Annotated in this window: 20 protein-coding genes, 4 tRNA genes and 1 riboswitch; of the genes, 15 read left to right on the forward strand and 9 right to left on the reverse strand. The window is 63.6% G+C overall.

Annotated elements, in window-relative coordinates:
* Nucleotides 1–62: 62 nt before the first annotated feature.
* Nucleotides 63–968 (reverse strand): cytochrome, encoded by a 906-nt coding sequence (locus BJ994_RS07750; protein ID WP_167993092.1) that lies wholly within the window; start codon nt 966–968, stop codon nt 63–65.
* A 239-nt stretch (nt 969–1,207) separates the two neighbouring features.
* Between BJ994_RS07750 and BJ994_RS07755 the strand changes: the two genes are divergently transcribed.
* The 4 genes from BJ994_RS07755 to BJ994_RS07770 all read left to right on the forward strand — a co-directional run bounded on the left by BJ994_RS07755 (nt 1,208) and on the right by BJ994_RS07770 (nt 1,609).
* A tRNA-Gly gene (locus BJ994_RS07755) sits at nt 1,208–1,281 on the forward strand.
* A 54-nt stretch (nt 1,282–1,335) separates the two neighbouring features.
* Nucleotides 1,336–1,409, forward strand: a tRNA-Cys gene (locus BJ994_RS07760).
* Between the two features lie 22 nt (nt 1,410–1,431).
* Nucleotides 1,432–1,503: transfer RNA gene (locus BJ994_RS07765), tRNA-Val, on the forward strand.
* Between the two features lie 32 nt (nt 1,504–1,535).
* Nucleotides 1,536–1,609, forward strand: a tRNA-Gly gene (locus tag BJ994_RS07770).
* Between the two features lie 45 nt (nt 1,610–1,654).
* Here BJ994_RS07770 and BJ994_RS07775 read toward each other — a convergent pair.
* Together BJ994_RS07775 and zapE are read right to left on the reverse strand one after the other, a co-directional pair.
* Nucleotides 1,655–1,969, reverse strand: coding sequence for a DMT family transporter (locus tag BJ994_RS07775; protein WP_167993095.1), 315 nt, complete (start codon nt 1,967–1,969; stop codon nt 1,655–1,657).
* Between the two features lie 14 nt (nt 1,970–1,983).
* Nucleotides 1,984–2,045, reverse strand: a riboswitch (guanidine-III (ykkC-III) riboswitch).
* Between the two features lie 360 nt (nt 2,046–2,405).
* Nucleotides 2,406–3,440, reverse strand: a complete 1,035-nt coding sequence (gene zapE, locus BJ994_RS07780) for a cell division protein ZapE (protein ID WP_167993097.1) — start codon at nt 3,438–3,440, stop codon at nt 2,406–2,408.
* 217 nt (nt 3,441–3,657) lie between these two features.
* Between zapE and BJ994_RS07785 the strand changes: the two genes are divergently transcribed.
* Nucleotides 3,658–4,560, forward strand: a complete 903-nt coding sequence (locus BJ994_RS07785) for a sulfurtransferase (protein ID WP_167993100.1) — start codon at nt 3,658–3,660, stop codon at nt 4,558–4,560.
* A gap of 89 nt (nt 4,561–4,649) precedes the next feature.
* A complete protein-coding gene (locus BJ994_RS07790) occupies nt 4,650–5,093 on the forward strand; it encodes a SufE family protein (protein WP_342450318.1) in 444 nt (147 codons plus the stop codon).
* On the opposite strand, the gene BJ994_RS07795 is transcribed toward BJ994_RS07790, so the two are convergent.
* Nucleotides 5,082–6,320, reverse strand: a complete 1,239-nt coding sequence (locus tag BJ994_RS07795) for an alpha/beta hydrolase family protein (RefSeq protein ID WP_167993104.1) — start codon at nt 6,318–6,320, stop codon at nt 5,082–5,084. The two genes, BJ994_RS07790 and BJ994_RS07795, sit on opposite strands and share 12 nt — an antisense overlap.
* 104 nt (nt 6,321–6,424) lie before the next feature.
* On the opposite strand from BJ994_RS07795, the gene BJ994_RS07800 reads away from it, so the two are divergent.
* From BJ994_RS07800 to BJ994_RS07840, 9 genes are all read left to right on the forward strand, one after another.
* Nucleotides 6,425–6,916, forward strand: coding sequence for a hypothetical protein (locus BJ994_RS07800; protein ID WP_167993106.1), 492 nt, complete (start codon nt 6,425–6,427; stop codon nt 6,914–6,916).
* A gap of 14 nt (nt 6,917–6,930) precedes the next feature.
* On the forward strand, nt 6,931–7,377 hold the full coding sequence (gene msrB / locus BJ994_RS07805; RefSeq protein WP_167993108.1) for a peptide-methionine (R)-S-oxide reductase MsrB: 447 nt from the start codon (nt 6,931–6,933) through the stop codon (nt 7,375–7,377).
* A 184-nt stretch (nt 7,378–7,561) separates the two neighbouring features.
* Complete coding sequence (locus tag BJ994_RS07810; protein WP_342450441.1) at nt 7,562–8,914, forward strand: DUF6421 family protein; 1,353 nt, start codon at nt 7,562–7,564, stop codon at nt 8,912–8,914.
* On the forward strand, nt 8,911–9,627 hold the full coding sequence (locus tag BJ994_RS07815) for an SDR family NAD(P)-dependent oxidoreductase (protein ID WP_167993112.1): 717 nt from the start codon (nt 8,911–8,913) through the stop codon (nt 9,625–9,627). Before BJ994_RS07810 ends, BJ994_RS07815 begins: the two co-directional genes overlap by 4 nt.
* 26 nt (nt 9,628–9,653) lie before the next feature.
* Nucleotides 9,654–10,727 carry a beta-eliminating lyase-related protein gene (locus BJ994_RS07820; protein WP_167993114.1) on the forward strand — a complete coding sequence of 358 codons (1,074 nt, stop codon included), beginning with the start codon at nt 9,654–9,656 and terminating at the stop codon, nt 10,725–10,727.
* Between the two features lie 89 nt (nt 10,728–10,816).
* Complete coding sequence (locus BJ994_RS07825) at nt 10,817–11,446, forward strand: DUF3000 family protein (RefSeq protein WP_167995920.1); 630 nt, start codon at nt 10,817–10,819, stop codon at nt 11,444–11,446.
* An 82-nt stretch (nt 11,447–11,528) separates the two neighbouring features.
* The gene (locus BJ994_RS07830) at nt 11,529–12,821 is read left to right on the forward strand and encodes an HRDC domain-containing protein (protein ID WP_167993116.1); all 1,293 of its coding nucleotides are present in this window, start codon (nt 11,529–11,531) and stop codon (nt 12,819–12,821) included.
* A gap of 77 nt (nt 12,822–12,898) precedes the next feature.
* A complete protein-coding gene (locus tag BJ994_RS07835; RefSeq protein WP_167993118.1) occupies nt 12,899–14,146 on the forward strand; it encodes a thiolase family protein in 1,248 nt (415 codons plus the stop codon).
* Entirely contained in the window at nt 14,143–16,254 is a 2,112-nt protein-coding gene (locus BJ994_RS07840) for a 3-hydroxyacyl-CoA dehydrogenase NAD-binding domain-containing protein (RefSeq protein ID WP_167993120.1), read from the forward strand. Before BJ994_RS07835 ends, BJ994_RS07840 begins: the two co-directional genes overlap by 4 nt.
* 78 nt (nt 16,255–16,332) lie before the next feature.
* Here the strand turns inward: BJ994_RS07840 and BJ994_RS07845 are convergent, their stop codons facing one another.
* The 5 genes from BJ994_RS07845 to ileS form a co-directional block, all read right to left on the reverse strand.
* Nucleotides 16,333–17,292 carry an aldo/keto reductase gene (locus BJ994_RS07845; RefSeq protein ID WP_167993122.1) on the reverse strand — a complete coding sequence of 320 codons (960 nt, stop codon included), beginning with the start codon at nt 17,290–17,292 and terminating at the stop codon, nt 16,333–16,335.
* Nucleotides 17,293–17,309: 17 nt separating this feature from the next.
* Complete coding sequence (gene ndk / locus BJ994_RS07850; protein ID WP_167993125.1) at nt 17,310–17,726, reverse strand: nucleoside-diphosphate kinase; 417 nt, start codon at nt 17,724–17,726, stop codon at nt 17,310–17,312.
* 81 nt (nt 17,727–17,807) lie between these two features.
* The gene (locus BJ994_RS07855) at nt 17,808–18,254 is read right to left on the reverse strand and encodes a DUF4233 domain-containing protein (protein ID WP_167993127.1); all 447 of its coding nucleotides are present in this window, start codon (nt 18,252–18,254) and stop codon (nt 17,808–17,810) included.
* Nucleotides 18,255–18,263: 9 nt separating this feature from the next.
* A complete protein-coding gene (locus BJ994_RS07860; protein ID WP_167993129.1) occupies nt 18,264–19,649 on the reverse strand; it encodes a bifunctional folylpolyglutamate synthase/dihydrofolate synthase in 1,386 nt (461 codons plus the stop codon).
* Nucleotides 19,646–22,927 (reverse strand): isoleucine--tRNA ligase, encoded by a 3,282-nt coding sequence (gene ileS, locus BJ994_RS07865; RefSeq protein ID WP_167993131.1) that lies wholly within the window; start codon nt 22,925–22,927, stop codon nt 19,646–19,648. Before ileS ends, BJ994_RS07860 begins: the two co-directional genes overlap by 4 nt.
* Nucleotides 22,928–23,051: the final 124 nt, after the last annotated feature.

The raw sequence follows: 23,051 nt of genomic DNA on the forward strand, positions 1-23,051 counted from the left end.
GCGCTGTCCGGCGCGGGTTCAGCTGGGGAAAACATGGTCAATTCTAGGGCCGGCGCTGCCGTTCAGCCTCCCTGCGCGGGAGCGGCGGAAGCCGCGTGCCCAGCGCCGGGCTGCGCTTCCTGCGTACGCGGGGGCGGCGGGACAACGAGCAGCGGACGTCCTGCGTTTGCCACTTCTCCCCCCGCCTCCCAGATACGCCTCAGGGCGCAGAACTTGTACCAATGATGCTTGAGGACCTCCGGATTGGCACGCAGTGCGCGCACCTCAGTTTGCCCGACAGCCACTCCGAGCAGGACTGGATCCGCGCCATGCTGCCACGGCTCCCAGGTGCCGGAGACAGGATCCACCAGCGACTCCTGCGCTTTCATTCCCGCGACAAGCTGCATGACCACTTTTTCATCCAGGGGCTTGACCATTCCGTCCCTGTCCGTAGCACGGGTCTTGAAATCGAGGATGCATAAGCGTCCGCCGATCGTTGCCACGAGATCCAACGTTCCCGCATAGCCCAGCTCACTGTTCCATACGGTGATCTCAGGCTCGATGGGCTGCACCTGGTAGAGATCCCACCACTCATCGAATCGCGCCGCGAATCCCTCTTCTCCGTGCTGCACAAGGTCGGTGCGCGCTTGCTCAGCCTGGTGTTCCCGGCCCAGGTCCCGAAGGGCGATCTGCTCGCAGTAATAGTGCACCCTGGTGCCGCGACGTGCGGCGTCTTCCCGGTAGCGCTCCGCAGCTTTCGAGGCGTCCTGTATGACCGCCCTCATCTCCGAAGCGTTGCCGAGCGAGGAGGGCAGCCGTGGATCCTGAGCCAGCGCGCTGGCAGCCATATAGCCGAACCAGCCGTCAAGCGAGGACGACTGCGCCTGCGAGATAACCGTAGTGATGGATGGGACGAGCGGCGGCTCCGAGGTGGATCGGGAGTACATGCGCCCGCGTTCAGTGGCGTGTGCGAGGAGCGGCTCGGTCATGATTCCAGTGTGTCACCCGCTACTGACAGAACGTGAACAGGCAGCAATCGCCACCGCACGGTCGAATGACTTCGGTGACGGCGGCGTGCTTATACCGTATTGCCTTCTCCAGGATCTGCAGGCTCTCCGGGGTGCGGTGAATTGGACGAACCCCCCTTCCTCGGATATTGTTTTTACTCGTTGGAAAGACGCCGTGAGCGGAGCTGAATGTTCCTGAAACTCCCGGTCACATTCCTTTCGCGGACGTAGCTCAGCTGGCTAGAGCACCACCTTGCCAAGGTGGATGTCGCGGGTTCGAATCCCGTCGTCCGCTCGCAAGTCACTGTATACGCTGGCCTAGGTCAGTGGTCCTGCTACGGCAGGTCACGGTGGGGTGGCCGAGAGGCGAGGCAGCGGCCTGCAAAGCCGTATACGCGGGTTCGAATCCCGTCCCCACCTCCATACGGTTATATTTGCACAGCACGGGCGATTGGCGCAGCGGTAGCGCGCTTCCCTGACACGGAAGAGGTCACTGGTTCGATCCCAGTATCGCCCACGCAAGGCGCCTCCATTGAGAGGCGCCTTTTCGCGGACGTAGCTCAGCTGGCTAGAGCACCACCTTGCCAAGGTGGATGTCGCGGGTTCGAATCCCGTCGTCCGCTCTCCTACCTCACCAGCGTCTCTCGTCCGGATCAGCGCAGCGGACCTTAGTGGAGCACCTTCAGCCCCACTACACAGCCCACGATCCCGAGTACGAAGAGCACTTTCAGCAGGGATGCGGCCTCGCCGTCGAAGACCATTGCGTACGTAACAGTGAGCGCAGCGCCGATTCCCACCCACACGGCATAGGAAGTTCCGGTTGGAAGGGTGCGCATGGCCCAGGCCAAGCCAATCATGCTCAGTATCAGCCCGATGGCGAAAATCATCGTGGGCCACAATTTGGTGAAACCCTCCGACTTTCCGAGCGCGGTTGCCCAGACCGCCTCCAGTACTCCGGATATAACAAGAATGACCCAAGCCATGATTGATCTTCTCCTGAGCGCCGTCTTGTCGCTGACCGGGTACGGCGCACCTCGTCCGGGTGCCATCTGGCTCAGATAAGGCTGTCACACGGGGCCCCGGTGGGCAAGATCGCGTGCGATGGAAATCACGCTCAGGGCGAAAGCGGATACTCTTGGCGGCGCGATCAGGCCTCCTTATGATGGTGTGCGGAGGGAACAAGAGGTTCCCTCAAGAAGAAAGGAGGTGTCTGTGTCTGTATTTGACGGGCTCAAAGGCAAGGCCGGAGAGTTGAAGGACAGGGCAACCGGACTGACGGGCAGGACTGTGGACAGCACAGGAAGCGATCGGTTCGCTTAGCTCACCGAAGCCTCCGGCCTTACGTATAAGCCTTTAGCACGACAAGGAAGCGCCGACCCTGCCGCGAGGCAGTGTCGGCGCTTTTGTCTTCCGCTTAGCTCAGGTGATGGGCTCCTCTGCCTGACGGGCAAGTGCAGTGAGGCGGGAGACCGCGCGGTAGTACTTCTTCATGTAGCCCCCGCCCATCATTTCCTGCGTGAAGAGCTCGCTCAGGGGCGCTCCACTGGCGAGTATTGGTACGTCCTTGTCGTAGAGCCGGTCAGCCAGCACCACGAAGCGTAGGGCGACAGCCTGCTCGGTGATGGTTGCGACGTTGTGCCAGGCCACCACATCGACGCCGTCGATGAGCTGCCGGTAACGGCTTGGGTGTACGCCGGACAGATGCTTGATGAGGTCGGCAAAGCTGTCCTCGGCAACTGTGAAGCCGTCGTCGTAGGAGCGGACCCGATGTCGCACCTGTTGCTCGGTGAGCGGCGGTGGAGCCTCGGGAAGACCTCGGTGGCGATAATCTTCTCCGTCGATGCGGACGGTGTCGAACTGATCGGCGAGGACCTGGATCTCGCGTTGGAAATCAACGGCTGCGAATCGTCCCTCACCCAGGGAGCCGGGAAGCGTGTTCGATGTCGCCGCGAGCTTTACCCCTGCGTCGGCCAGCTCCCGCATCAGCCGCGACATCAGCACTGTGTCCCCGGGGTCGTCCAGCTCGAACTCATCGATGCAGACGAGTTGGTATCCGCTGAGCGCGTCGACAGTCTTCCTGAAAGAAAGAGCACCCACCAGGTTGGTGTACTCGACAAAAGTGCCGAAAGCCTTCCTCCCACTGCTTGCATGCCAGAGGGAGGCGAGCAAGTGCGTCTTTCCGACGCCGAACCCGCCGTCGAGATAGATCCCGGCGCGGCTCTCCTGCCGCTTTGAACCGAAGAGCTTTCGCAGTCCGCTGGGCTTCGGGGCATTCACCGTGGTCGCAAAGTGGCGCAGGGCTTTCACTGCTGCTGCCTGCGACGGCTGGTGGGGGTCGGGCCGATAGGACTCGAAGGAGACCGACCCGAACCGGTGCGAGGGATAAAAGCCGTCCAGTAGTTCGTCCACTGAAACCTGTGGAGTTCGCTGGGTCAGATGTTCAATGGTTGCCACAGATTGGTGAGTCTTTCGTCGGCTTGGGAACTGGCGGCCGGAAAGCCGTGCTAGGCAAGAATACGTCAGCCTGGCAGACCGCCGTCGTAACCCGATTCCCGGGGCTTTCGCCGGCGCGGACAATATGGCGTCCCATGACCTGTCCGGAAGCAATAGCCTGCGTACGTGGTTAGGCTAGGTGGGAATCAACCGTCGATACAGGAAGGCCCTTTTACGGATGAGTGTCGCAACAGACCCCAACGAGAAGTTTGCCGAGTATGCCCACCCGGAACGCCTCGTCTCCACAGACTGGCTGGCAGAGAACCTGGGCGCGCCCGGGCTCGTGGTCGTGGAATCCGACGAGGATGTCCTGCTGTATGAAACCGGCCACATCGAGGGTGCGGTCAAGATCGACTGGCACACCGACCTCAATGATGAGGTATCGCGGGACTACGTCGACGGCGAGGGTTTCGCCCGTCTCATGTCCGCCAAGGGAATCGCGCGGGACACCACGGTTGTCATCTACGGTGACAAGTCCAACTGGTGGGCAGCCTACGCGCTGTGGGTCTTCACGCTCTTCGGTCACGAGGACGTCCGTCTGCTTGACGGAGGCCGTGACAAGTGGGTCGCCGAAGACCGGCCCCTTACAACCGACGTACCGCAGCCCGCCGCCACCGACTACCCCGTCGTGGAGCGCAACGATGCTCCTATCCGCGCGTACATGAGCGACGTTCTGGAGCACTTCGGCAACCCGCTGATCGATGTCCGTTCCGCAGATGAGTACACCGGTGCCCGCACCCATATGCCCGCTTATCCGGAGGAAGGCGCGCTCCGCGGCGGCCACATCCCATCCGCGGCGTCAGTCCCGTGGGCACGCGCCGCGGCCGAAGACGGCACGTTCCGCGCCCGGAAGGAACTGGAGGGGATTTACCACGGCGAAGCCGGTTTGAAGGAGGGTGACGACGTCGTCGCGTATTGCCGTATCGGCGAGCGTTCCAGCCACACCTGGTTTGTGCTCCAGCACCTGCTCGGGTTCGAGAATGTGCGTAACTATGACGGCTCGTGGACCGAATGGGGCAACGCTGTACGGGTCCCGATCGTCAAGGGTGCAGAACCCGGAGTAGCACCTGCCCGCAGTTAGCATTCATCTGCAGCTCTTTCACGCGGCGTTACCGCGTAGCATTAAATGAAGTAGCCCCGGGCAGATGCCCGGGGCTGGTGAGGATGGCAGTGGAAACAAGCGCATTACCCCAACAGCTCGCAGAAATTGTCGACGACTTTCAGGCACTTTCCGAGGCGGACCGGCTTCAGTTGCTGCTGGAGTTCTCACGTGGGTTGCCTGCGTTGCCTGAACGACTGCGCGATCATCCGGAACTCCTCGAACAGGTGGTTGAGTGCCAGAGTCCGCTGTTCCTCACCGTCGAAATTTCCGACGACGAACAACGTTCCGTTGCGCTTTTCTTCTCCGCGCCCCCCGAGGCCCCCACTACCCGGGGGTTCGCCGGCGTCCTTCAGGAAGGCCTGGACGGATTACCGGCCGCTGACATCCTGGCGGTGCCGGATGATGTTCCGGAACGCCTCGGCCTCACCCGCGCTATCACTCCCCTGCGGATGCGCGGCATGACGGCCATGCTCGGACGAATCAAGCGCAAGATCAGGGAATCAGCCGCCTGAAGGGCCGCGCGGAGCGGGACGGTCGAACACAACACGCCGCAGCCACTCCTGCGTGACCGTGTGCCATCGAATAGGATCCGCATTCCATTCCTTGGTGTGGCGGGCCCTGTGGAAGCGTTCGAATGTGACGAATCGCGGATTGCGCTCGGCCAGCTCGACGGACGGCCCCACGGGCACGAACTCGTCATCCTCGCTGTGCAGGATCAGGGTCGGGACCGTGAGCTGCTCGGCCCTGGAAACCCAATCCATACTCTTCAGGTCCACCGGAGTGGCAAGCCCGGTGACGGCCCGTCCAATGCTGTTCGAGATCAGCCACTGACCCAGTCTGCCCGCTGGCGCAGGGATGCGATTGAGTTCGGCGTGATGGGTGAGCACGTCCATCCAGTCGATGACCGGGCCATCCAGCACAAGCGCCCTGATCCGGCTGCGATATCTCGACACGTCGGCAACCTGCAGGCAAATGGCACCGCCCATTGACCAGCCGAAGAGCGCAACGTCCTCCGCGCCGTTGGCGAAGGCGTACTCCATGGCGGACTCAACGTCCTGCCACTCGGTCATTCCAAGCCCGTAGCGGCCGTCCGGCGCAAATGGGGCTTCGCCGTCGTTCCGGTAGGAAACGAGCAGGCTGGTCATGCCGATCTCCCGTGCGGTGTGGACTGCCCTCAGCCCCTCCGAGCGCTGCACTCCCCTGCCGTGAACCATGATTGCCCACGTTCCAGCCGGTGCCTCGGCCCGGATAAGCCACGCCGGCGCGGAACCCCCAGAGACCGGGACATCCACGTGCTCATCCGCATAACCCAGGGCTGACGGGGTTGGATAGACCGCGCCACTCCACCATCCGCGTGTCGCTGAGCGGAGGTCGCCCGAGTACACAGCCTCGACGTCGCGTTGCACTGTGCCCTCCCTCGGCACGTAGGAACGGATCGCCCCGATGCGGGCATGACCGCCGCCGCCGTCGAAATAGAGGCTGTAGGTTCCCTCTATGGTTGTGTCCTCGTTCGCGGGCAGGATCACCTGCTGGCCGTCCGCTGTCTGGATCAGCGCAAGAATTTCAAGCTTCTCGTCGCGTTTGCGCGGCGTGACTACTTCCTTGGCGAAGTGGGCAGCCAGGGCGGAGGTGGCAGCGGCGACGATGGAGGTTGCCGCAGCGCCTGCGCCGAGGCCAAGAAGGGTCCAACGTAGCCACGGCTGGCCAGTTGCGACGGCGGGTGCAGTACTGGTGGGCATACTCCTATTGTGGCTGACTGTACTCACGCGGGACGAACATACCGGATGAGCGGAGTGTCGGTGAACAGCTAGGTGGGTCAACCGCGGCCCACTACTGTGGACTCATGGTTGAGACGATCGTGGTACTGGCGGAAGAGCCCATCGAAGCGGCGGATATCCGCAATCTTCAAACCCTGGCAGGCGAAGACGCTCCCAGCTACTTCGTGGTGATACCCGAAGACCGGCACAAGAACGTACTCGGGGAGTTCCTGCACCATCTCAGTCTTCTCGAGTTCGCCGAGGCGTTCCGTGACCTGTCGCAAGGACAGCCCAGCGCCGAAGAGACGCGGGTTTCGGCCGAAAGCTCCCTGCAGCGCTCCCTTGCAGCACTGGCAGCGGCCGGGTTGAACGCGCAAGGTGCCGTAGCTCCGGGCAATGCCGTGGAGGCCATGGTCAACGCGGCCAACGAACGGCAGGCAAGGCAGGCAGTTGTGATCACCCGCCCACACGCTGTGGCGGACACGTTCCACACCGATTGGGCGAACCAGGCGCAGGACAAACTCGGCGTGCCGGTTTTGCATCTGTATTCGGGTTCGGGATTTATCGGCGACTCCTAGTCGTTAACGAGGACATGAGCACTCCAGAACAACTTCCTGAAACCGGCCACGGCACCGACACCGCCCGTATCGAAAAGACCGACGAAGAGTGGCGGCGGGAGCTGACGCCCGAGGAATACCACGTCCTGCGCCAGGCAGGCACTGAACGGCCGTTCACCGGTGAGTACCATGACACGCACACCCGCGGAATGTACCAGTGCAGGGCATGTGGACATGAGCTGTTCACGAGCAACGAGAAGTTCGATTCCCACTGTGGTTGGCCATCGTTCTGGGCACCGCTCGCCGAGGATCGCGTCCGGTACATCCGGGACAAGACCCTGGGCATGGAGCGGGTCGAGGTCAGATGCGCGCGCTGCGACTCGCACCTCGGCCATGTGTTCGAGGGTGAGGGCTACGGCACACCCACGGACCAGCGCTATTGCATCAATTCTGTCTCCATGCGTCTGGTGCCGCAGGTCTGACGAAGCCGAAGCGGCCGTGGAGGCCAAACCGCAATTCTCCGGGATGTTGAATAAGAGTTCCTTACGCATGAGGTTCTGATGGATTAGATTACCTGTTCTGTTGCTAGGCTCAGAAGCAATCACAGCGCTACTGATCCACGCAACCGACACAGGAGTAATCGTGACCCAGACCCTCGACTCCAGCATCCGGACGAACCCCGAGAACCAGCCGCAGACGCTGCCCGCATGGCAAGATCTCAAGGATGCCGCGGCAGCACTCCAGCCTTTGCAGGCGAAGGACGGCTCCGTTGCCGACCAAGCGGACATACCGGCAGCCTCGGCGAACGTGGATACCATCATCCGCTGCATCCAGGAACTTACGCCGCTCTTCTCACACGACCGTGTGTATCTGGATGCGCTGGTGAGCGACTTCGGCCGCTGGAATGACGCAGGTCTCGGCGTGCCGGACTTCCTGGACTCGCTGGTGGAGTTCCAGCCCCAACTGGACCGCGCCGACGGACGCCGACATCTGGTGATCTTCCCCATGTATACCCAGAACGGAAGTACCAACCGCCTGGTCGAAGCCGTGCTCATCGAGGTTCTCTGGCCGGAGTTCATCGCTGAGCTTGAGGCCGGCGATTACTCCAACAAGCTCTTCGTTCCCATCAGGTTCCTTGACTTCACGCCCGGTTATGACACCAACTCCGCGGTGCTTTTCCCCGAGACCGTCGCCGTGCGCGAGACCCCCCAGTTTACGTGGGGCGCCATCTTCGCGGACCGGGAGGCAGCCCGCTTCCGCCGTGTCGTTGCAGCGGCCGCCGACATCACGCGCCTGGAACTACCGGAAGAGGCCCGTCTTCTCCTCGAAGACCAGCACCTCGCCGAAGAGACGTTCGTCATGTGGGATCTCATCCATGACAGAACGCACATGCGCGGCGATCTGCCATTCGACCCCTTCATGATCAAGCAGCGCATGCCGTACTTCCTCTACTCGCTTGAGGAGTTGCGGTGCGACCTCACCGCCTTCCGCGAATCCGTCCGGATAGCGGCCGACGACGACGCCTCCGAAGAAGCGCGTCGCCATGCCCGCCTCGTACAGTACGCGGTGATCTTCGACCGCATCTTCCGCTTCGCCATCACGGGAAGCCGCGTGCGGAACTACGACGGCCTCGGCGGGCAACTGCTCTTTGCCTGGCTGCACCAGAACCACGTATTGCACTGGACCGATACCACCCTGACTATCGACTGGGACGAAGTACCCGGCGTCGTCATCGCCCTGGGTGAGAAGATCCAGCAGCTGTACTGGCGCTCGATCGACCGTCCCAAGATCGCGCACTGGCTTGCTGCCTACGAACTCGTCTCAGAAACCGTCACGCCGCACCCTGCCTCAATCTGGGCAAAGGGACCGGACGCGCTGCCGCTGGACGGACCGCCGCGCGGTCTGACCGATGCCGTCCTGGACGATGAGTTCCCCCTCTCCATGTTCTTCGAGGCGCTGGACCGCAAGATGAAGGACGTCATCGAATCCACAGCCGGCATCACGGGGCGCAATCCGTGAGCGATCATTCAAGTTTGCACGTCCTGATCGCAGGGGCTACGAGCCAGGCCGGAATAGCCACAGCTGAGGCGCTCTCTGCCGCGGGTGCGAAAGTGATAGCCGTCGGGTCGGACTCCGGACGCCTGCAGAGTGCGCTTGGTCACATGCCCACCGTCGAGTTGCGCACGTGCAACCTGGCGGACGCTGCCGCAGTTGGCTCGCTCGCGGCGCGTTTGCGGGACGAGGGCATTGCGGTAGACGGACTAATACACCTCGTGGGCGGATGGCGGGGAGGATCCGGCATCGAAGGACAGGCCGAGGAGGACTACGAGTTCCTGCACACCTCGGTGCTGACAACGCTTCGAAACACCACCCGTTCGTTCGTTTCGGACCTTGAGCGATCGGCGCGGGGAAGGCTCGCCATAGTCTCCGCCACTGCCGTAGATCAACCCACTGCAGGCAATGCCTCGTATGCTGCGGTGAAAGCCGCCGCCGAAACCTGGGTTCGCGCAGTGGCACACGAATTCGCCGGCCAGTCCGAGAGCGATGCGAAGGGACCGGCCGCCGCGATCGTCGTCGTCAAAGCACTGCTCGACGACGGCATGCAGGCCGCGAGGCCGGACCGCCGTTTTCCCGGATACACGCACGTTCGCGACCTTGCCGCCACGCTGGCTGGGCTCTTCGACCAGGCGCCGGCCGCGATTAACGGCCAGCGGCTGGTGCTCGCGGACTGAACCTACCGATACGGAATACTGGAATAGTGACTGAAACCATCTCTGTCCCCGCCCGCCTGCACGACCCCAACGTCCGGGGTTTCGCCTCCGACAACTACTCCGGCGTACACGCCGAGGTGCTCGCCGCTCTTGCTGCCGCCAACGAGGGCCATCAGGTGGCCTACGGCGAGGACGTGTATACGTCCCGCCTGAGCGAACTGATGGTGGAGCATTTCGGTGAGGGAACTTTGGCCTACCCGGTGTTCAACGGCACGGGCGCCAACGTCCTTGGCCTGCAGTCGCTGCTGCCGCGCTGGGGTGCGGTGATCTGTGCGAAGACCGCGCACATCAATGTGGATGAGAACGGTGCGCCGGAGCGGGTCGGCGGAATGAAGCTGCTTGCTGTGGCCACGCCGGATGGCAAGCTCACGCCTGAACTGATAGACCTCGAAGCCTGGGGCTGGGGGGATGAGCACCGTGCGCAGCCACTGGCCGTCTCGATCACCCAGACCACCGAACTCGGTACGCTCTATACCCCTGAAGAGATCCGCGCGATCGCCGACCATGTTCACGCCCGCGGCATGCATCTGCACCTGGACGGAGCACGGATCGCCAATGCGGCTGCCGCCCTCGGAGTGCCGCTCCGTGCCTTCACCCGTGATGCCGGCGTCGACGTCCTGTCTTTCGGCGGAACGAAGAACGGCCTGATGTTCGGCGAGTGCGTTGTGGTCCTGAATCCAGCGGCGGCGACCGGGCTGGAGTACCTCCGCAAGATGAACATGCAGCTTGCCTCCAAGATGCGATTTGTTTCCGCCCAGCTCGTGGCACTGCTCGAAGATGGACTTTGGCTTCGCTCCGCGAGCCACGCCAACGCCATGGCGGCGCGGCTCACGGCCGCCGTCTCCGGGATCGAGGGCGTCACGTTGACACAGCCGACGACGGCGAACGCGGTTTTCGCGATCCTTCCGCCCGGTACGGCAGACCGCATCCGCGAGCAGTTCCGTTTCTACGACTGGGACCCGTCCACAGGTGAGGTGCGGTGGATGTGCTCCTTCGACACTACGCCGGAGGACGTGGATGCTTTCGCTGCGGCCATCCGGAGCGAAGTTGCGGCCGGTTAGCCGCGTTTCCCGCCGGGTCTTGCGAGGCCGTCCGGCGTGGCACTCCGCGCGGGCACCGGGTTGGGGCTTAACCTTCGAAGGTGAGTGCTATTGGTGACCTTTCGCAGGTCCCCCCAGAATTCCTGAATGCCCTGGCCGGCCTGAGGCGGGCGAAGTGCCGCAGTGAACTCCGCCTCGATGAGATTCCGGCGCCCTCCCGGCTCGCGCCATACGCGGTGGCGTTGGGCGCCGAGGTCCTGCAGGACGCTCGTCCGGGACCCGTTCCCGTGCACGGTCCGGCGCGGGCCGCCCTACAGCCTGCAGACCCCGAGGAGCTGGCCACAGGCCGCTTCATCCTCCTCTATGACCCAGACGGCTCCGAGGTCTGGGATGGAACGTTCCGGATCGTCACCTACATTCGTGCCCAATTGGAGCCGGATATGGGCAACGACGCACTCCTGGGGTCGGTTGCATGGACCTGGCTGGTTGAAGCGCTGCAGACGCACGACGCGGGCCACCGGTCAGCAGGCGGAACCGCCACCCGCATCCTCTCCGAAAGTTTCGGATCACTGGCCGATCGTGTTGACACCATTGATATCGAACTGCGGGCGTCCTGGACCCCCGATTCAGGAAGTGTGCAGAACCACCTCGAAGCGTGGGCGGACATGGTGTGCACGTTCGCCGGTCTTCCGCCGTTGCCCGACGGCGTTGCCGCACTGCCGAGCCGACGCCGAAACTAGAGCTATCCGTCGGAGTAACACCGGAGCAGGGGCGTTGCAATGCCCCGGTTCCGCGCAGCAGCACGGTTAGACTGGCATCACCATGATCCAGCAGCAATCCGAGCCTGACAGCAGCGCCGCAGGTGTCAGCGCATCCGCTGCAGGCACCTCGACTGAACTGCCCTTGCTCGAATCACCCCGAGAAGGCGTCCCATTCGTCATCGACACACCCGCCGGTCTGGAACGCGCGGCAAAGGCGCTCGCCTCCGGAACCGGGCCGGCCGCAGTTGATGCCGAACGAGCGTCCGGTTTCCGTTACGGCCAGCGGGCGTTCCTGGTCCAGATTCGTCGGGAGGACGCCGGCACCTGGCTGATTGATCCGGAACCTTATACCGACTTGTCGATCATCAATGACGCTCTCTCCGGGGTTGAGTGGATTCTCCACGCTGCCACCCAGGACCTTCCGTGCCTGTCTGCGCTCGGTATGTGGCCGGACAAGCTTTTCGATACCGAGCTGGCTGCCCGCCTTGCCGGTTTGCCGAGGGTAGGGCTTGCCGCGGTCATCGAGAGCCTGCTGGGATTCACGCTGGCAAAGGAGCACTCGGCGGCAGACTGGTCTCAGCGTCCGCTGCCGGAACCATGGCTACGCTACGCGGCGCTGGATGTCGAAGTCCTGGTGGAACTGCGCGGGCACCTCATCGAGATCCTCGAGGGGAACGGCAAACTGGCAATTGCGCAGGAGGAATTCGAGTTCATTCGTACCAGTCCGCCGATGCCCCCGAAGATGGATCCCTGGCGTCGTACATCCGGCGTCCACCAGGTGCGTGACCGGCGCCAGTTAGCGGCAGTACGTGAGTTGTGGACGGAGCGGGAGCTTCTGGCGGAGAAACGCGACGTCGCACCCGGCAGATTGATCCCGGACGCCGCGATAGTAGCAGCGGCACGGGCCATGCCGCAGACCGTACCCCAGCTGCTCGGCGTGAACGGATTTCATGGAAGGGCAGCCCAGCGTGAAGCTCCGCGGTGGCTTCGGTGCATCACCGCGGCTCGTATGTCGCGGGACCTGCCGGAGCTACAGCTGCCCACCAACGCCCCTCCTCCCCCGCGCGTTTGGCCGGAGAAGGATCCGGCGGCTGCGGCACGGCTTCAAACCGCCAAGCCGCGGGTAGCCGCCGTAGCTGAGAAGCTGGATATGCCAATCGAAAACCTTCTCACTCCCGATTACCTTCGCCGGCTCTCCTGGCGCCCTCCTGCACGGATTGACCTCGACACTGTATCGGCAGCTCTGGCCGAGCTCGGCGCCCGCCGCTGGCAGATCGAGCATGTAGCCGCCGTGATCACCGTTGCCTTCCTTGACCCCGATCCGCTTCAGCCCAAACAACCGAAAGGCCAGTGAGGGCGTCAGCCATGTTGCGGCGCGATGTTACCGGCGAGTAACATAGGGCTGATCCAGTTACTCGATGAGGAGCGATTATGCCCACAGAGCCCACAGCAACAGGGCGGCACGTTCGAGAGGTTGTCTTTGTTGACGGCGTAAGGACGCCCTTCGGCAAGGCCGGCGAGAAGGGAATCCACGCGGGAACCAGGGCTGATGACCTTGTCGTCAAATGCATTCGCGAACTTCTGCGCCGCAATCCGTCGCTTCCCCCGGAACGCATCGACGACATCGCGATCGCCGCAACAACCCAGACCGGCGATCAGGGACTCACAATCGGACGAACGGCCGCCCTGCTCGCCGGGCTGCCGCGAACGGTCCCGGGATTCGCTATCGACCGGATGTGTGCGGGCGCCATGACCGCTGTGACCACCACAGCTTCGGGCATCGCCTTCGGAGCCTATGACGTCGTTGTGGCCGGCGGCGTTGAGCACATGGGCCACCATCCGATGGGCGCCGGGACCGATCCCAACCCCCGGTTCCTCACGGAGAAGCTTGTGGATCCGGCGGCACTCAATATGGGCAACACTGCGGAGAACCTGCACGATCGCTTCCCTGCGGTTACCAAGGAGCGTGCTGATTCCTATGCCGTCGCGAGTCAGGCGAAACTCGCCGAAGCCTACGGCAACAACCGGATCCAGCCCGACCTCGTCCCCGTTGCGGGGAGGAAGCCCGGTTCGGGCTGGACATTGCACCACACGGACGAGCCCCCTCGACCCGGCACATCGCTGGAGGATCTCGCTTCGCTTCGCACCCCGTTCCGCCCGCATGGGCGGGTCACAGCCGGCAACGCAGCAGGGCTGAACGACGGCGCGACGGCGGCCCTGCTCGCCTCCTCCGACGCCGCGGCCGAGCTGGGCTTGCCGGTGAAAATGCGGCTGGTCTCCTATGCCTTCGCGGGCGTAGAACCCGAAGTAATGGGAATCGGGCCAGTTCCCGCCACGGAAAAGGCACTGCGCCAGGCGGGGTTGCGCATTGAGGACATCGGCCTGTTCGAGATCAATGAGGCCTTCGCCGTTCAAGTGCTTTCGTTCCTGGATCACTTCGGCATCACCGACGATGATCCGAGGGTCAACCGCTATGGAGGCGCGATTGCCGTCGGGCATCCCCTGGCCTCCTCGGGAGTGCGTCTGATGACCCAACTCGCTCGCCAGTTCGAGGAGGATCCCAGCGTGCGATACGGAATGACCACCATGTGCGTGGGATTGGGAATGGGTGGGACCGTCATCTGGGAGAACCCTCATCACGCAGACTACTCGCTGAAGATGTCGGAGGACGCAGCATGAGTTTTGATCGCTTCGAAGAACTGGCCGCGCTTGTACCCGATGAAGTGGTGACCCACTCGCTGGTGCAGGATGTCGAGCTACCAGGCGGCGCCGGGATCATGGCGCTGATAACGCTGGACAACGGGCTGGACCACAACAAACCAACCACCCTCGGGCCCAACACGCTCATCGAGTTCGGTCGCACCCTGGAATCGCTGCAGAAACGCGCGGGTGCGGGCGAGCTGGTCGCCGTCGGGCTGACCGGCAAGCCCTATTTCCTCGCCGCAGGCGCCGATCTGTCAACGGTGAAATCACTGAAGGCGGCCGAGCATGGCCGCCTCATGGCCGAGCTTGGCCACTCTGCGTACAACCTGCTCGGCGATCTGGGTGTGCCGAGCTTCGCCTTCATCAACGGTGTTGCCTTGGGCGGCGGGTTGGAAATTGCACTCGCGGCCACCTATCGCACAGTCTCGACCGGAGCTTCCGGTATCGGATTGCCGGAGGCTTTCATCGGGTTGGTCCCGGGCTGGGGCGGCGTGTATCGGCTGCCCCGTCTCACCGGCCCGGCTGCGGCGTTGAAGGTGATGATTGAAAACCCGCTCAGCAACAACCGCATGCTGGACGGCCGCGCGGCATATGACATCGGCATCGCTGATGCGCTCTTTGAGCCGGCCGATTTCCTGGAGCAGTCGCTTCAGTGGGCCCTGGGAGTGCTCTCGGATGCTTCTTCCGTCCAGGCGCGTCGCGCCGAGCTGTCCCGCCATGACGACGGCGAGTGGAAGGCTACCGTGGCGGCAGGGCGTGCCTTCGTCGAGTCGAAGACGGGAAACGCTGCCCCCGCGCCCGGAAAGGTGCTGGACCTGTTTGAGGCGGCCCAGCACCGAACGCGCGAAGAATCCGCGGCCGCCGAATGCGAGGCACTCACGGAACTGATGCAGTCGCCCCAGTTCCACGCCACAGTGTATGCCTTCCTGGACCTGGTCCAGAAACGGGCCAAGCGTCCCGCCGGCGCACCCGACGCAGCCCTGGCACGGCCGGTTACCAAGGTGGGCGTGGTTGGTGCCGGATTGATGGCGAGCCAGCTTGCACTGCTTTTCGCGCGGCAGCTTCGCGTTCCGGTTGTGCTTACCGATATAGACCAGTCGCGGGTGGACAAGGGCGTGGGCTGGGTGCACGGCGAAGCGGAGAAGCTGCTCGCGAAGAAGCGCCTGTCCGCTGACGGCGCCAATCGGATCAAGGGACTGGTATCCGGGTCCGTATCGAAAGCAGCCTTCGCCGACGCTGACTTCGTTATCGAAGCGGTGTTTGAAGAACTTCAGGTGAAGAAGACCGTGTTTGCGGAGGTGGAGGAGGTCGTTTCACCCGAATGCATCCTCGCCACCAACACGTCGTCCCTTTCCGTTGCAGCGATGGCCGAGAACCTCAAGCACCCCGAGCGCGTGGTGGGTTTCCACTTCTTCAACCCTGTGGCTGCAATGCCGCTGCTGGAGGTGGTGAATGCTCCGCACACCAGCCAGGAAGTCCTCGCTACCGCGTTCGCGGCGGCAAAGGAACTCAAGAAGTCCGCGGTGCTCGTGAAGGATGCGCCGGCATTTGTGGTCAATCGAATTCTCGGCCGCATGTTCGGCGAAATCACCGCAGTCTTCGATGAGGGAACGGATGCCGCCACCGCGGATAATGCGCTGCGCCCGATGGGCCTTCCTATGACACCGTTCAAACTCCTGGCCCTCGTAGGGCTACCCGTTGGACAGCATGTACAGGAATCGTTGAACGACGCTTTCGGCGACCGCTTCCATCTGTCGAAGAACCAACAGCGGCTTATTGACGCCGGGAAGCAGGGGCTGTGGGAAAAGGACGACTCGGGCAACGACGTCGTGCCGGAAGAAACCCTTGCGCTGCTTGAGTTTGGTTCATCGCCCTCGACCAGCGAGGAAGTGCTGCGGCGCACCCAGGACGCGCTCGCGGATGAGATTGGCCGAATGCTCAGCGAGGGCGTGGTTGCCGCTCCCCAGGATATTGACCTCTGCATGATCCTTGGCGCTGGCTGGCCCATGCATCTTGGCGGTATCACCCCCTACCTCGACCGGGTGGGTGCGTCGGATCGTGTGAACGGCCGAACGTTCCACTAATCCCTCATCGCGTTGGCGGCAATAACGGATTCCATTCTGTAGAAGCGTTGTTGCCGGCCGCTCGATGCGTGCCTGGCGTCAGTTCGCCGGAAAGATCCTGTCCAGCTCCTCAAGGTCTGCCTCCGTGGGGACCCAGCTGACAGCCTCCGCGTTCTGCCTGACCTGCTCCGGTTTCGTAGCCCCGGCGATCACGCTGGCTACGGTGGGCCGGCTCGCCAGCCAGGAGAACGCCACCTGGAGCTCGGTCAGGGAGCGGGCCCGCGCGTAGGCGCTGAAATCGGCGAGCTGATCCCAGTCCGCCTGATCGAGCAGATTTGTGCGGGAATGCGTCAACCGGCTCCCCGCAGGAGCGCTACCCGCCCCGTACTTCCCCGTGAGGAGGCCGTTGGCGAGGGGGAAGTAGGGCAGGAGACCGAGGCCGTAAGCGGCCGCGGCCGGGACAACCTCACGTTCCACCCTGCGTTCCAGCAGGTTGTAGTGGTTCTGCGCTGAGATAAACCGGGTACGCCCGAGTTGGCGGGCGACGTACTCGGCTTCAGCGACCTGCCAGCCCGCAAAATTTGAGTGCCCGATGTACCGGACCTTGCCGCTCTGTACGAGGTGGTCCAGCGCGGACAGCGTCTCATCGATCGGCGTTGCGGCGTCGGGCGCGTGGTACTGGTAGAGGTCGATCCATTCAGTGTTCAACCGTTTCAGGGAAGCTTCGACAGCCCGGATGATGTATCGGCGCGAGCCTCGGGCAGCCCAGTCCGGCCCGTTGGCGCCCTTCAGGTCCAGCCCAAACTTGGTTGCCAGAACGACGTCGTCCCGGTTGCGCCCCAGCGCCCTGCCGAGCATCTCCTCGCTCAGCCCGGGCGTCCGGCCGTAGGAGTCAGCTACGTCGAACAGGGTGATGCCCGCTTCAACCGCGGCGCTGATGACGGCGTTGGCGCCTCGTTGCGATTCCGACGGCGTTCCCGGCCGGCCAAGGTTGTTACACCCCAGGCCGACCACCGAAACGCTCAATCCAGATGTGCCAAGTCTCCGGTATTCAGTCATGCGCTCAAGCCTACGGGTCAGCTGAACCAGATGCCGATTTCCTTTTCGGCGGACTCCACGGAATCCGATCCGTGCACGAGGTTCTGCTGCACCTTCAGCCCCCAGTCACGGCCGAAATCGCCACGGATGGTGCCGGGTGCCGCCGTCGTCGGTTCCGTTGCTCCGGCGAGTGAGCGGAAGCCCTCGATCACACGTTCACCCTCAAAGACGGCCGCAACAATGGGCCCGCTGAGCATGAACTCGACGAGCGGTTCGTAGAACGGCTTGCCGACGTGCTCGGCGTAGTGGGCTTCGAGCTTCTCCCGTGTGGCGGAAACAAGCGACAGATCGATCAGCCTGTATCCCTTGGCCTCAACCCGCGCGAGGATTTTCCCGCTCAGTCCTCGGGAGACGCCGTCGGGCTTGACCAGTACCAGGGTGCGCTCAGCACTCATCGAACAACCTCTTTCCACGTTGATGCGGCCGGTGTACCCGGCCCGTTTCCACCGTTGACTCTACTAAACGCAGGAGGCGTACTACGCCCCGTCTGCCTGCTCGGGGTGTGCGCGCTCCCATTCGGCCTGCTGCCTGTCGCGTTCAACGTTCTCGCGATCCAGCCTGGCGCCTGTCCTGATCCCGTACAGCCAGGTCAGGGCAAACAGGACTCCGACCACGAACATCATCGGTTCAGCGATTCCCGTCAGGATGATCAGTCCCTGCAGTATCCAGCCCAGGAGGATACCGTACGGTTTGGTCAGCAGGGCGCAGGAGAAAATCAGCACCGCACTCAGTCCCAGGCCAACTCCGAGGATGACCCCGACGGGAATCTCGTCGCCGCGCAGCCCGAACACTACGAGAGTGGCGAAGAGAACCACGAACGCTTCTAGGAGCAGCACCGTGGAGGCGAACATCACCTTCACTGAACGGCGTTTCTTCGGCATGCCGGGGCGCCATTGACGCTGTGCCTTGGTCTGTCGAACCATCGCCATCTCCTACTTGCCGAGCAGGGTGCGGGCTTCGCCCACCACCGTGATTGAACCGGTCACGAGAACTCCGCCCCCACCGAGATCCCCGTCTGCCTCGGCCGTCATGACTGCCCATTCGAGCGCATCGTCGAGGCGTTCGGCGATGTGTATGCGTTCGTCGGCGAACCCCGCCGCGAGCGCTTCCCGGCGCAACTCCTCCGGCGGAATCGCGCGGGGGGAGGTTGACTGGGTGAGGCACACGTCCTCCAGAATGCCACCGAGTTCCTCGTGCAGCTCCGCAAGGATGGCGCCGGCGTCCTTGTCCCTGAGTACGCCGATCACCAGGACCAGCTTGCTGAACTCGAACGCCTCGTTGATGGCCTTGGCCGAGGCGCGGGCGCCCGCAGCATTGTGTGCCGCGTCGATCAGGATGCTCGGCGCCGTCCTCACGAGCTCGAGCCTCCCGGGAGAGGTCACCGATTCGAGCCCGGCACGGACGACGTCGGCATCGAGCTCCCTGGTGCCCCCGCCAAGGAACGCCTCCACGGCTGCAATGGCTACTGCTGCGTTCTGGGCCTGATGCTCGCCGTGCAGCGGAAGCAACACCTCGGAATACCGGCCGGCGATACCCGACACTGAGATTTGCTGGCCGCCAACAGCGATCCGACGCTCCTCCACCCCGAACTCCACTCCCTGGAAACGGAACTCGACACCGGCCTCACGGGCCCTCTCAAGGAGCACCTGAGCGGCGTCCTGCGGCTGCGCGGCGCTGACCAGGAATCCACCGGGCTTGATGATCCCGGCCTTCTCTACAGCGATGTCGCCCGGTGTGTCCCCCAGCAGCTCTGTGTGATCGAGCGAGATCGGCGTCACCACCGCCACTGCTCCATCTCCCACGTTCGTGGCGTCCGTGATGCCGCCCAGCCCGACTTCGATCACGGCCACATCCACCGGCTCATCAGCGAAGACCGCGAACGCAAGGATGGTCACGCACTCGAAATAGGTCAACCGGGGCTCACCCGCGGCGTCCAGTTCACCGTCGACGATCTCCAGGTAGGGGCGGATCTCGTCCCAGATCCGGACGAAGGTCTCGTCCGCTACCGGCTCGCCGTCAATACTGATCCGCTCCGTCACGCGCGTGAGGTGGGGACTGGTATAACGCCCGGTTCGCAGGTCGTGTGCGCGCAGGATCCCCTCGATCATGCGCGCCGTGGATGTCTTCCCGTTGGTACCGGTGATGTGGATGATCGGCACTGCCCTGTTCGGTTCGCCGAGGATCTCCATGACCCGGAACAGCGGAGCCATGCGCGGCTCCATCTTGTTTTCGGGTGCGCGACTCAACAGTTCCGCGTAGACGCTTTCGACGGAGAAGCGGTCGATGCCGCCGTCGGCCTGGTTGTTGTTCTCGCTCATGCCTGCCGCACCACCTTCACCACTACCCCATCCCCTCCGGATGATTCGCCCCTCACCAGCTCCAGTTCGGCGGTCAGAGTCTCCTGCTTGACCAGTTCGGCGTGCACAGAGAGGGCACCGAGGATCTCCTCCCCCGCCTCCACCGTGGTGAGGACGCGGTCACTGATATGAAGATCCGCATCCCGTCGCGCCTGCTGTATCGAACGGATTACGTCGCGGGCTGTGCCCTCGGCCGCCAACTCGTCTGTGACGTCTGTGTTCAACACGAGGAAGCCACCGCCCGGCAGCACGCTGACCGCGGAGGAGGATCCGGCGTCGTCGTTTTCCACGACCGTCTCCAAGGTGTACTCGTTGGGTTCGAGACCGAGTCCTCCGGCGGTGACCGCGCCGTCGTCGTCCACGGACCAGTCCCCGGCCTTCGCGGCCTTGATCGCGGTCTGAACGTTCTTCCCGAGGCGGGGCCCTGCGGCCCGCGCATTGACCACGAGCTTCCGGGTGATGCCGAATTCTTCGGGCGAGGCGTCAGCGGAGTCGATCAGCCGGACGGACTTGATGTTCAGTTCATCCGCGATGATTGCGCGGTAGTTGCCTTCCAGCTCGCCTGCGCCAGGGGCCACCACGGTCAGCTCGGACAGTGGGAGGCGCACCCGGAGGTTCGCCGCCTTCCGCAGGCTGGAGCCGGTGGAACAGACCTGCCGGGTGCGGTCCATCCGCTCCACGAGGTCAGTGGCAGAAGCGAACGACGACGACGGCGCCCAGTCCGTCAGGTGCACCGACCTGCCACCCGTCAGTCCCCGCCAGATCTCCTCGGTGACCAGGGGCAGCAATGGAGCCGCAACCCGGCACACGGCCTCGAGGCACGTATAGAGCACGTCGAAGGCGTCGGTGTCCTCGTCGAAGAAACGCTGCCGGCCGCGCCGGACATACCAGTTTGTCAGGGTGTCCAGGTAGCGGCGCAGGGATTCACAGGCGTCACTGATATTGAAGGCGTCGAGCGAGACTGTCATGTCCTCGACCAGGTTCCCGGTGTAGGCGAGGATGTAGCGGTCTAACGGGTCGGCCAGTGCCGAAGCCGCCTCGGCCGTCACGGTCCTGGCCTCGTAACCCGCGCCGCCGGCCGCCGCGTTGGTGTAGAGGCAGAAGAAATGCCACACGTTCCACAGCGGCAGTATGACCTGGCGGACGCCATCGCGGATGCCCTGCTCGGTCACGATCAGGTTGCCTCCGCGCAGGATCGGCGAGGCCATGAGGAACCAGCGCATGGCGTCGGAACCGTCGCGGTCCAGGACCTCGGACACGTCCGGGTAATTCTGCAGGCTCTTGGACATCTTCTGTCCGTCCGAACCGAGGACAATGCCGTGGCTGATGACGTTCTTAAACGTTGGCCGGTCGAACAGGGCGGTTGCCAGGATGTGGAGCGTGTAAAACCAGCCGCGGGTCTGCCCGATGTACTCAACGATGAAGTCGGCCGGGTTGTGGGACTCGAACCAGTCCTCGTTCTGCATCGGGTAGTGCACCTGGGCGTAGGGCATCGAGCCGGAGTCGAACCACACGTCCAGTACGTCGGGCACCCTCCGCATGGTGGAGTTTCCGGAAGGGTCATCCGGGTTGGGCCTGGTCAACTCGTCGATGAACGGGCGGTGCAGGTCCACCTCCCCGGCGGCGTTGCGCGGCAAACGGCCGAAGTCCCGTTCGATCTCCGCAAGCGAGCCGTAGACGTCGGTCCGCGGGTAGGTGGGATCATCGGAGACCCAGACCGGGATAGGGCTGCCCCAGTAGCGGTTGCGGCTGATCGACCAGTCGCGGGCGTTTTCGAGCCACTTCCCGAACTGGCCGTCCTTGACGTTCTCCGGGATCCAGTTGATCTGCTGATTCAGCTCAACCATGCGGTCCTTGATTCTCGTCACCTCGACGAACCACGAGGACACAGCCCGGTAGATCAGCGGATTGCGGCAGCGCCAGCAGTGTGGGTAGCTGTGGACGTAGCTCGCCTGGCGGACCAGCCGGCCGGCGTCGCGCAGAACCCGCGTGATGGTCTTGTTGGCGTCGAAGACCTGCAGGCCAACGATGTCGGCCAGCGGACCGTCGTCGAACATGGGAAGAAAACGCGCACCTTCATCGACCGAGAGGACAACCTGGATTCCGGCCTCCTCGCAGATCCGCTGGTCCTCTTCACCGTAGGCGGGTGACTGGTGGACGATGCCCGTGCCGTCCGTCGTCGTCACATAGTCCGCCACGAGGAAACGGAACGCGTTGCGGTATCCGCCGCGTTCCGGATCAACGAGGTAGTCCCAGAGCGGCTGGTATGCGAGCCCCTCAAGTTCAGTTCCCCGGTGGGTACCGACGACGACGGCGCGCGCCTCCTCGGCGGAGGCGTAACCCAGATCCTTGGCGTACCCTCCCAACAGCTCCTCGGCGATGAGGAACCGACGGCCCTGGACCTCACCGGCGCCGGGAACGATGGCGTAGTGGATGTCCGGCCCGACCGCCAGTGCGGCGTTGGTCGGCAGTGTCCAGGGCGTGGTGGTCCACGCGAGGGCTTCGACGCCGGCAAGCTCACGTGAGAGGGGGGTATCTCCAGGCACGAGCGGGAAGGTCACCGTGACGGTCTGGTCCTGGCGGTCCTGGTAGACGTCGTCGTCCATCCGCAGTTCGTGGTTGGACAGCGGCGTCTCGTCCTTCCAGCAATACGGCAGCACGCGGTACCCGTTGTAGGTCAGACCCTTGGTATGGAGGGTCTTGAAGGCCCAGAGCACGGACTCCATGTACTCGACATTGAGCGTCTTGTAATCGTTCTCGAAGTCCACCCAGCGCGCCTGGCGCGTCACGTAGTCCCGCCACTCCCCGGCATACTTCATCACCGAGGCGCGGCAGGCATCGTTGAACTTGTCGATGCCCATCGCTTCGATCTGCTTCTTGTCGCTCATCCCGAGCTGCTTCATCGCCTCGAGCTCTGCAGGCAAGCCATGCGTGTCCCATCCGAAGCGGCGTTCGACCCGGCGTCCGCGCTGGGTCTGGTAGCGGCCGACGAGATCCTTGGCGTAACCAGTGAGCAGGTGCCCATAGTGCGGCAGTCCGTTGGCGAAGGGAGGGCCATCGTAGAAGACGAACTCGTTCGCGCCGTTTTCGCCGGCGTCGCGCTGGTCAATGGAGGCCTGAAAAGTACCGTCTTCGTCCCAGTATTTGAGCACGCGCTGCTCAAGCTCGGGGAACCTTGGGGAAGCGGACCCGGAGACGGCCGGATCGGCGGCGCTGGCCTTGGGGTAGATCTGTGACATGGTACGTCCTGAAGCTGGCGAATGTGCGACGGGCAATGGTGGTTCGCGTGTGCAAGGACGGATTCCCCTGGCCGAAGCCGTGGAAGGACCCGCGGTACCACCTTGCTTGCCCTTCCCTGTTTCC

Origin of the sequence: Arthrobacter pigmenti (assembly GCF_011927905.1) — a bacterium.
In the GTDB taxonomy this organism is placed as follows: domain Bacteria; phylum Actinomycetota; class Actinomycetes; order Actinomycetales; family Micrococcaceae; genus Arthrobacter_D; species Arthrobacter_D pigmenti.

Coding starts and splice junctions, on each gene's coding strand:
- BJ994_RS07750 (WP_167993092.1), bottom strand. CDS start 968: ATGACCGAGCCGCTCCTCGCACACGCCACTGAACGCGGGCGCATGTAC.
- BJ994_RS07775 (WP_167993095.1), bottom strand. CDS start 1,969: ATGGCTTGGGTCATTCTTGTTATATCCGGAGTACTGGAGGCGGTCTGG.
- BJ994_RS07785 (WP_167993100.1), top strand. CDS start 3,658: ATGAGTGTCGCAACAGACCCCAACGAGAAGTTTGCCGAGTATGCCCAC.
- BJ994_RS07795 (WP_167993104.1), bottom strand. CDS start 6,320: ATGCCCACCAGTACTGCACCCGCCGTCGCAACTGGCCAGCCGTGGCTA.
- BJ994_RS07800 (WP_167993106.1), top strand. CDS start 6,425: ATGGTTGAGACGATCGTGGTACTGGCGGAAGAGCCCATCGAAGCGGCG.
- msrB (WP_167993108.1), top strand. CDS start 6,931: ATGAGCACTCCAGAACAACTTCCTGAAACCGGCCACGGCACCGACACC.
- BJ994_RS07830 (WP_167993116.1), top strand. CDS start 11,529: ATGATCCAGCAGCAATCCGAGCCTGACAGCAGCGCCGCAGGTGTCAGC.
- BJ994_RS07835 (WP_167993118.1), top strand. CDS start 12,899: ATGCCCACAGAGCCCACAGCAACAGGGCGGCACGTTCGAGAGGTTGTC.
- BJ994_RS07840 (WP_167993120.1), top strand. CDS start 14,143: ATGAGTTTTGATCGCTTCGAAGAACTGGCCGCGCTTGTACCCGATGAA.
- BJ994_RS07845 (WP_167993122.1), bottom strand. CDS start 17,292: ATGACTGAATACCGGAGACTTGGCACATCTGGATTGAGCGTTTCGGTG.
- ndk (WP_167993125.1), bottom strand. CDS start 17,726: ATGAGTGCTGAGCGCACCCTGGTACTGGTCAAGCCCGACGGCGTCTCC.
- BJ994_RS07855 (WP_167993127.1), bottom strand. CDS start 18,254: ATGGTTCGACAGACCAAGGCACAGCGTCAATGGCGCCCCGGCATGCCG.
- BJ994_RS07860 (WP_167993129.1), bottom strand. CDS start 19,649: ATGAGCGAGAACAACAACCAGGCCGACGGCGGCATCGACCGCTTCTCC.
- ileS (WP_167993131.1), bottom strand. CDS start 22,927: ATGTCACAGATCTACCCCAAGGCCAGCGCCGCCGATCCGGCCGTCTCC.